Source organism: Armatimonadota bacterium (genome assembly GCA_020354555.1).
Classification (GTDB): domain Bacteria; phylum Armatimonadota; class Hebobacteria.
Map to the genome: position 1 here is coordinate 2287587 of CP070648.1, position 7623 is coordinate 2295209.

At 66.4% G+C, this 7623-nt stretch carries 8 protein-coding genes; 4 read left to right on the forward strand and 4 right to left on the reverse strand.

All coding sequences use genetic code 11. The features are described 5' to 3' along the window. The 4 genes from JSV65_09370 to JSV65_09385 form a co-directional block, all read right to left on the reverse strand. Window positions 1-651: hypothetical protein (locus JSV65_09370; protein ID UCH36544.1), on the reverse strand; the 651-nt coding region annotated here is incomplete at its 3' end. 2 nt (window positions 652-653) lie between these two features. Beyond that, window positions 654-1247 (reverse strand): dCMP deaminase family protein, encoded by a 594-nt coding sequence (locus tag JSV65_09375; GenBank protein UCH36545.1) that lies wholly within the window; start codon window positions 1245-1247, stop codon window positions 654-656. A gap of 275 nt (window positions 1248-1522) precedes the next feature. Beyond that, window positions 1523-2368, reverse strand: coding sequence for a DUF4382 domain-containing protein (locus tag JSV65_09380; GenBank protein UCH36546.1), 846 nt, complete (start codon window positions 2366-2368; stop codon window positions 1523-1525). 87 nt (window positions 2369-2455) lie between these two features. Beyond that, the gene (locus JSV65_09385; GenBank protein UCH36547.1) at window positions 2456-3352 is read right to left on the reverse strand and encodes a carboxypeptidase regulatory-like domain-containing protein; all 897 of its coding nucleotides are present in this window, start codon (window positions 3350-3352) and stop codon (window positions 2456-2458) included. 249 nt (window positions 3353-3601) lie between these two features. On the opposite strand from JSV65_09385, the gene JSV65_09390 reads away from it, so the two are divergent. The 4 genes from JSV65_09390 (at window position 3602) to JSV65_09405 (ending at window position 7311) form a co-directional block, all read left to right on the forward strand. After that, a complete protein-coding gene (locus tag JSV65_09390) occupies window positions 3602-4636 on the forward strand; it encodes a Gfo/Idh/MocA family oxidoreductase (GenBank protein UCH36735.1) in 1035 nt (344 codons plus the stop codon). Next, complete coding sequence (locus JSV65_09395; GenBank protein UCH36548.1) at window positions 4637-6088, forward strand: hypothetical protein; 1452 nt, start codon at window positions 4637-4639, stop codon at window positions 6086-6088. Next, the gene (locus JSV65_09400) at window positions 6085-6855 is read left to right on the forward strand and encodes a 7-carboxy-7-deazaguanine synthase QueE (protein ID UCH36549.1); all 771 of its coding nucleotides are present in this window, start codon (window positions 6085-6087) and stop codon (window positions 6853-6855) included. The genes JSV65_09395 and JSV65_09400 overlap by 4 nt, the downstream gene beginning before the upstream one ends. 252 nt (window positions 6856-7107) lie before the next feature. After that, the gene (locus JSV65_09405; protein UCH36550.1) at window positions 7108-7311 is read left to right on the forward strand and encodes a prepilin-type N-terminal cleavage/methylation domain-containing protein; all 204 of its coding nucleotides are present in this window, start codon (window positions 7108-7110) and stop codon (window positions 7309-7311) included. Window positions 7312-7623: the final 312 nt, after the last annotated feature.

The following is a 7623-nucleotide window of genomic DNA, read 5'->3' on the forward strand; positions in this document are numbered from 1 at the left end:
CACCGGCCTTTCCATCCGCCGCGAGAGCTCGTTCGCGATCAGTCGCTGGAGATCGGTGAAGGCATAGGCGTTCATGAACCAGGCCTTGTAGCCGTCGCGAGAGCGCCAGTCTGTGTTCAGGTTGAGGTCGAGCGCGCCCGGCTCGGCCCCGGGCAGCAGCCGGACATGGAGCCGCTGGAGGCAGGGCGGATCGAGGATGAACGGGTCAACCGCGGGAATCCAGGTCACCACCTGGTAGCGCCTCCGGAAGGGCTCAGGGCTTTTCGCCATCAGGTCAACCATGGTCTCGATCTGGTCGAGCTTGTGTCCGTCTCCGGCGTCATAGGCGCGCAGCCGCTCGTGGTAGGTGTAGTTCCACTCGTCGCCGAAGCGATTGATCCAGTGATTGTGGACCCCGGCGACGACCTCCAGCCGGTAGATCTCCAGTTCCTCCAGACCCGCCGGAATGGCCTTCTTGTGTAACCGCGGTTCAGCAAATGGCTCCTCGACGGTGATGATGACGGTTGCGTCCTTGCTCTGCGGATCGCCCGCGCGGTCGAACGACGTCGCGGTGCCCAAGCCGTGCGCGAACAGGGCGACCATGGCGTTCTGCCAGGCCTCGGGGAGAGTCCGTCCGACGACGGAGATGACGGGCTGGCTGCCTGGAATCACGACTACTCCTCCAACGGCTCGCCGGTATCCGACAGTGGCCGGCGCACCGACGTGATTGACGACATGAGTTCGCGCGCACGCTCGATCGTGGCGGCGGTGAGGGTCAGCTGCTCGCACTCGATGCCCGCTTCCGCCAGCGCCCCGCGCCACATTTCATCGCGCTCGCGGTCGGGTGATTCGTATTCGTGCTCGTACACGACGCGGACAATGCGCGCGCTTGCCATCAGCTTGGTGCAGACGAAGCACGGGGCGAGCGTGGTGTACAGCGTCGCGCCCTCGATGCTGACGCCGCGCCGGGCCGCCTGCGCGATGGCGTTCGCCTCGGCGTGGATCGCGCGGCACACGTCGTACTTGTCATCCTCTCCGGCGCGGAAGCTGCGGCGGAAGCACACACCGTCCTCGGTGCAGTGGGCGACGCCCGGCATCGAGCCGTTGTAGCCCGTGGCCAGGACCTGCCGGTCGAGGACGATCACCGCCCCCGCTGGCCGCGACAAGCACGTCGAGCGGATTGCCGCCAGCTTGGCCAGGAGCATAAAGTACTCGTCCCATTCGGGGCGGGAGAAGCCGGGGTCAGACTCGGTTGCGGTATCGGACATGGTCTTGTTTCCGGGATAGCGCGTGTGGCATCTGGCACCATGATATTGGCGCTGCCGCGGCCTGTCAAGCGCGGGCGGCGCCGCACGTCGTGCACCAGGCGGAGTCCAGCGCGGGGCAGCGACTCAGTCGTCGGGCCAGTGATGATGAAGGGCAAACGGAGGCGCGAACCGCGCCCCCGTTTCTTTCCCCTGAGCCGATCGCCTGCACAACGTGCAGCCCACCGGCTTCAATCAACGACCATATCGCCGTCGCACGGCTCGCGCGCGCGCTTCCCCTACGGCGTCGGCGGCGGCAACGGCGTCAGCGTTATCAGCGGAACGTCAGTGATCCCGCTCGGAACCACCTCATACAGCGCCGGTCGCGAGTCGAACGGCTCATAGCCCACCGCCGAGACCAGTAGGTAGTACCAGCCGTCGAGCAAGTCTGGTATCGCATACGTGCCGTCCGGGTTGATGGTCATCTGCGCCACGGGCACGTTGGTCCCGGCCCAGTACGCCGTGACCGCCGCCTCGCTGTCCGGCGGGCTCACGGCGCCCCGCAGCATGCCGAACGGGCCGTTGAACACGGTCACCGAGATGGCGGTCGGCGGCAGTATGTATTCGTTCGCGCCGCCGTCCGTGTGCGTGATGCGATCGGTCTCGATATCAATGAGCAGATAGACCACTTCGCCATCGGGCACGGTGAAGTTCAGCGCCTTCAGACCGGTCTGCGGGCCGCTGGGGATCTTCAACGGTTGGTGCGCCCCGCCTGGGAGCACCACCTCCGCCTGGGGCAGCAGCACCAGCCGCAACTGCGTGTAGCGCCCGGCGGGAAGTGAGGCGACGCCGATCAGCTTCTCCACGTCCCGCAGCGACAGCAGGTCAACCGGTTGGGTGATGAACGCGTCAATGGCCGCCTTGTCCGCGACCGTCACCCAGCCGCCGCCGTCGCGATGCACCCGCACCTCGGCCACCGTCACCAGCACCTGCTCGAACTCGCCGGCCTGATCGGTGAGCAGAATCGCGATCTGGCCGGTGCCGGTGCTAACCGTGCCGGAACTGCTGCCGCAGCCGCCAGCGCCCAGTACCGCCGCCGCAGCCAGCAGCACACCTAGGGCAATGAGTGGAATACGACTTCCCATGATAAGCCTCCGTGGCGCATTCATCCGTGCCCGCGGCTCGACACGGGTGTCATCATGCGCCGCAACTCTCGTGCCGGACCCGTTCGCCTACAGCCCAGCCGGCACCTTGGCGCGCGAGAGCACAATGGGGGGAAGTTCCGCGGTCTTGCCCGCGGCGAGGGCCACCGGTTCCTCGGGCCCCCGGTAGGTCTCATGGCCGGCGGCCGTTATCCGCAGTTGGTAGCGTCCGGGCGGCAGGCCGGCAAGTGAGTATTCACCGGTGAAAGGGTCGGCCTGGGTCATAGCGATGGCGATACCCGTCTCGCCCCAGCACGCATGGACACGAGCGAGCGACGCCGACGGCGCGACCTCGCCTGTGATGGTGCAGGCCCCGTCCTCAGCGAGCGGGGCGGCCCGGAACCGGCGGGCGGCGACGGCGACGTCGTCCTGTCGAGGCAAGTCAGCGAAGTCCGCCGTGACGACGAGCAGGAGCCTGCCGTCGGCTCCCGAGTCGGCATCCTCGAGACCGAGGTCCATGCTCTCGGGCAAGCGCAGGGGCGCGGGAGCTTGGCCGGCGGCGAACGTCACCGTGTTGGCTTCGGCGTCGGGCTTCGCCGTCAGCTTGAGGCTGTCGTAGGTGCCTGGCGGCGTCGGTCCGTGTGCGATGAGTTGGAAGCTGCCGGCATCCACACTCGCGGCGGGCGCGAGGTCGAGAGCGGCCGGCTTACCCCCCTGCAGCATCAGCGAAGCCGCGTCGAACGAAACCGAGGCGGCCTGGAACCCCGTTCCGACGGTGTGCAGGAAGACGGTGACCTGGCCCCCCGGGCCGGCGGCCGTGTTGGCCGTTGCCTGCTCGGCGCGCGTAGCGGGGGGTGCCGCCGGCCCTACCGGTCGCATGGCAGTGGCTGTCGGTCCCTCGCTGCCTCCGGTGGATACGCCGCAGCCGGAGATGACCGCTGCCGCCACAATCGCGCCGAGCGCGGCAAACGCAATCCGTCGAATCAATGAACTCCTCCTGGTCCCTTCCCGGTGTATTTTACCACTTCTCAGGCTCGCGCGCACCCCTTTTGACGCCCGCGCGTACGCCTTCGTGCCGTGCCAGACCCCAGCGTCTCGGGAGCGAAGCGCATGTGAATCCGCTTGGCCTGATCGGACCAACCCGCCGATAGAGGGAGATGCCATCCCGGCCTCGTATCTTGCACGGTGGCGCGCGTGCGCCTACATTCCTCATATCGGAGGCTTGCCGTGAGCGAGATGACAAACTTCGGAATCATCGGGTGCGGGGTCATTGGACCGACGCATGCCGATGCCATCGCAGCCGCGCCGGAAGCCACGCTGGTCGCCGTGTGCGACGTCATCGAGGAGAAGGCCAAGGCGCTGGCCGAGAAGCATGGCGCGGAGCACCATACGGACTACCGCGAGTTGCTGGCGCGCGACGACATCCACGCCGTCTGCATCTGTACGCCGAGCGGGATGCACGCGGACATGGCCGTAGACGCCGCCCGCGCCGGCAAGCACGTGATGTGTGAGAAGCCGATGGATATCCACCTCGCCAAGATGGACGCCATGATCTCCGAGTGTGCCAAGGCGGAGGTCAAGCTCGGGGTGATATTCCAGCGGCGGACGCAGCCGGTGTGGCGCAAAGTGCACGATACGGTGCAGTCGGGCACGCTGGGTAAGATGGTGCTCGGCGATGCGTATCTCAAGTACTTCCGCAGCCAGGAGTACTACGACAGCGCGGGGTGGCGCGGCACCTGGCAATGGGACGGCGGCGGCGCGCTCATGAACCAGGGCGTCCACTGCGTGGATCTGCTCCAGTGGATCATGGGGCCGGTCACAACGATCTTCGCGCGCGCCGATCACCTGGTGCGTAACATCGAAGTCGAGGACACGGCGGTTGCGGCGCTGACCTTCGCCAACGGTGCGTTCGGCGTGCTGGAAGGCACGACCTCGGTGGTGGGCATGAATCACCGCCTCGAATTCCACGGCGATCAGGGCACGATTTGCGTGGACGGCGACGATCTCTTGAAGTGGGAGGTGCCCGGCGAGACCCTCGAAGGGGTGCGCGCGTCGCTTACCATCGAGCGCGACGGCGCCGCCTCCGACCCCACAGCGATTACGATGACCGGTCATGCGCGCCAGATCGCCGACCTGGCCCAGGCGATCCGCGAAGACCGCAAGCCGATGGTGACCGGCGAGGACGCTCGCCACGCGGTGGAGATCATCCTCGGTGTGTACAGATCCGCGCGCAGCGGCGGCCCGGTAACACTGCCGCTGGAATCGGAATGAATGATGGCACTGCCAAGATGGATCGGCCTGGGTGTCTTTGCGGCGGTGGCGACGCTGGGCTTTGTGGGATGGGGTGAGCCGGTGACCGCGCCCAACCCGCTCATCGAAAAGATGCAAGGGGGATTGGCAGCGCTCGACGCGGACGAGAACCACAAGTCGGCGGATTCCGGCACCCTTGCCTGGGGCGAGGCCACGGTCCTGACGACGTTCTATTGGATGTACGAGGCGACGGGCGACACCGCGTGGCTCGATAGGATCCGGCAGCGAGCCGATGTGATATTCAGCAACCTGTCGCCAGGCGACGAACTGCAGCCCGGCTGGCGCACCACGCGCTACTCCGTCGCAATCGTCGAAGCGGTGGCCGACGGCGGCAACACATCCCGGGCGACCATCAAGCCGGATCCCGCGCGCATCTCTGATATCGAGACCGCGCACAAGGTCACCGGCCACGACTACGAGCTTCGCGTCACGCCTGCGGGGGCGATCGAAGCCACCGACAAGACGACCGGCGAACAACTCGGCGTGGTTGACATGCCCGAGGACGGCCACATCAAGCAGATCCCGGGCGTCGTGTTGTTCGTAGAGGGTGAACTGCAGGCGGGCGACCGATTCATCGTCAGGACCCAGGCACCCAAGCCGATGGAATACATCGTTCACGACGGCATGATCCTCACTCCCATCGCCAAGTTCTGCGCCGCCGTCCTCAGCGGCGAACGACTGACAGCGATGTATGGCGACGCGGCTCGCCGGTATCTCCACGTCATGGAAACGCAACTCATCCCGAAATGGGAGCCATACTGGCACGACGTGCCGGATGGGATGGGCGTCTATGCGTTCCAGAACGATCCCGCGCAGCGGTTCCCCGGCGCATCGCTGCCCCACAACCAGTACCTCGCCCTGGCGCGGACGCACATCGCGCTCTACCGCATCACGGGCAAAGCCCTCTACCGCGGGCGCGCCGAGCGCATGGCCCGCTTCTTCAAGCGCAACCTGCGCCTCGTCGGCAGCCACTACGAGTGGAACTACTGGGACTACGCTGGGCCGTGGGACGAGGAGGCGCGGCGGATGGCGCACGTCGAGGACACGTCACACGGTCACATAGACATCGGTTTCGTCGTTGACGCCTATGATGCCGGTATCGTGTTCGACCGCGAAGACATGGAGCACTTCGCGCGCACCGTGTCCGACGCGATGTGGAACGGGAGCGAGGATAAGCCGCGCGTCGGCGCGCGCGTTGATCGATCCGACGGCGACAAGGTGATCGCGTTCGACTGGTTACACCTCGGACGCTTCTCGCCGCAGACCCGGCGGATTATGATGGGGATGCTCGACTCCCTGGGCAGTCTCGGTGGAGCGAACGTCGGCGCCGCCGCGCAAGCGCTGGCCGTGGAACGGCTGGACTGGAGCCCCGAGCCTCGCCACACGGCGTCTGCCGGCCAACCGCGACAGTGACGGCAAAAGGATACATCGCGGAAATCTTCTCGGGCATCCAGGGCGAGGGGCTTTGGGTGGGCGAGCGACAGATCTTCGTCCGCCTGGCCGGGTGCAACCTGCACTGTTCATACTGCGACACCGCCTGGGCGCGCGACCGCGCGCTCTACTGTCGCGCGGAGAAGACCCCCGGCCAGCGCGACTTCGAGGAGCACACGAACCCGCTCGATGCAGCGCGCGCAGCGCAACTCGTTGTGCGCCTGCATTCCCCTGCTGGGCTTCATTCGGCTGTCAGCTTCACCGGCGGCGAGCCGCTGTTGCAGCCCGAGCTCCTGCGCGATATAGCGGAGCGCGTTCGCGGGTCAGCCTTGAGGGTGCATCTCGAGACGAACGGCACGCTTCCCGGCGCTCTGTCATGCGTGTTCGACGCGATTGACGTAATCGCGATGGACGTGAAGCTCCCCAGCGCCGCAGGGATAGAGTCCTGGGACGAGCACCGGGCATTCCTGGATGCGGCGCGGCCGTTTCTCAGCCGCGGCGAGGCCCCCCTGTTCGTCAAAGCGGTGTTCGCAGGGGCCACGGCTGATGACGAAGTCGAGAAGGCCTGCCGACTCGTCGCGTCGGTGAGTCCTCAGATTCCGCTGGTGCTTCAGCCGGTGACACGTGTGCCCGAAGGCCCCGAGCCGCCGTCGCCCGAACGAACGCTGTGCCTGCAAGCCGTCGCCAAGCGCTTCATTCCGCACGTCCGCGTGATTCCGCAAGTGCACAAGCTCATGGGGCAGATGTAGGAAGCTGTCCCGCAACTGCGCCGGCGATGGCGAGATTCTTCGCTTCGCGCCTCGCCTGCGCTCGGTGCTGCGCTCTGAATGACGTTTCCGCGGCCAGTGAATTGCGAGCAGGCCGATTATGAGACAACCACGGAGGCTCACTCCCGGGTGGCCCGACGGGCCCGGGTACCGCCCGTGCACGAGGGAACGCAGTCAGGCGCAGCGAATGTCTACCCAGCGTGCAGCGGACAGGCGCCGGGGGAGGTGACCTGAATGCATGGGTTGCGCATGGCGGCACGGCGGCGGCGGGGGATCACCCTTATCGAACTTGTGGTCGTCCTGACCATAATCCTCATCCTCGCCGCCATTATCCTGACCGTGTATATGGGGGTGGTTCGCTGGTCAAAGAACAAAGTTGACAACTTGGCGGACACCCGCGATCGCACGCATCTGAGCCTCGCAGACCACCCCAACTAGCTCGATCGGCATACATGGCGGGGACCGCCCCGCAAGCTCCCGCATGCGGCAGCCGCCCGCCGATCCACCACCGCATCGAGTTGTCGCTCCCACTTTTCATTCCCCTCCTCACCCCGCCGTTCTCCCGCCTGTCAATCGGCAGGGCGCTCTCCGGGCCCCTTACGACGCCTGAGTGTCGGGAATGCCTTCTTCTCGCCCCAGTCCCGGGGCTTCGCTCCCGCATCTGTGGGTCAAGCCCTTGAGTGGAGCCGCCGCCACGCCCCCTGGGCAGCCCTGTATCTCCGCACGAATTGTCGCACAGAGCATACAAAA

What these genes read in the sequence shown, in the direction of transcription:
- JSV65_09375 (UCH36545.1), bottom strand. Translation starts at nt 1,247, where the DNA reads ATGTCCGATACCGCAACCGAGTCTGACCCCGGCTTCTCCCGCCCCGAA.
- JSV65_09380 (UCH36546.1), bottom strand. Translation starts at nt 2,368, where the DNA reads ATGGGAAGTCGTATTCCACTCATTGCCCTAGGTGTGCTGCTGGCTGCG.
- JSV65_09390 (UCH36735.1), top strand. Translation starts at nt 3,602, where the DNA reads ATGACAAACTTCGGAATCATCGGGTGCGGGGTCATTGGACCGACGCAT.
- JSV65_09395 (UCH36548.1), top strand. Translation starts at nt 4,637, where the DNA reads ATGATGGCACTGCCAAGATGGATCGGCCTGGGTGTCTTTGCGGCGGTG.
- JSV65_09405 (UCH36550.1), top strand. Translation starts at nt 7,108, where the DNA reads ATGCATGGGTTGCGCATGGCGGCACGGCGGCGGCGGGGGATCACCCTT.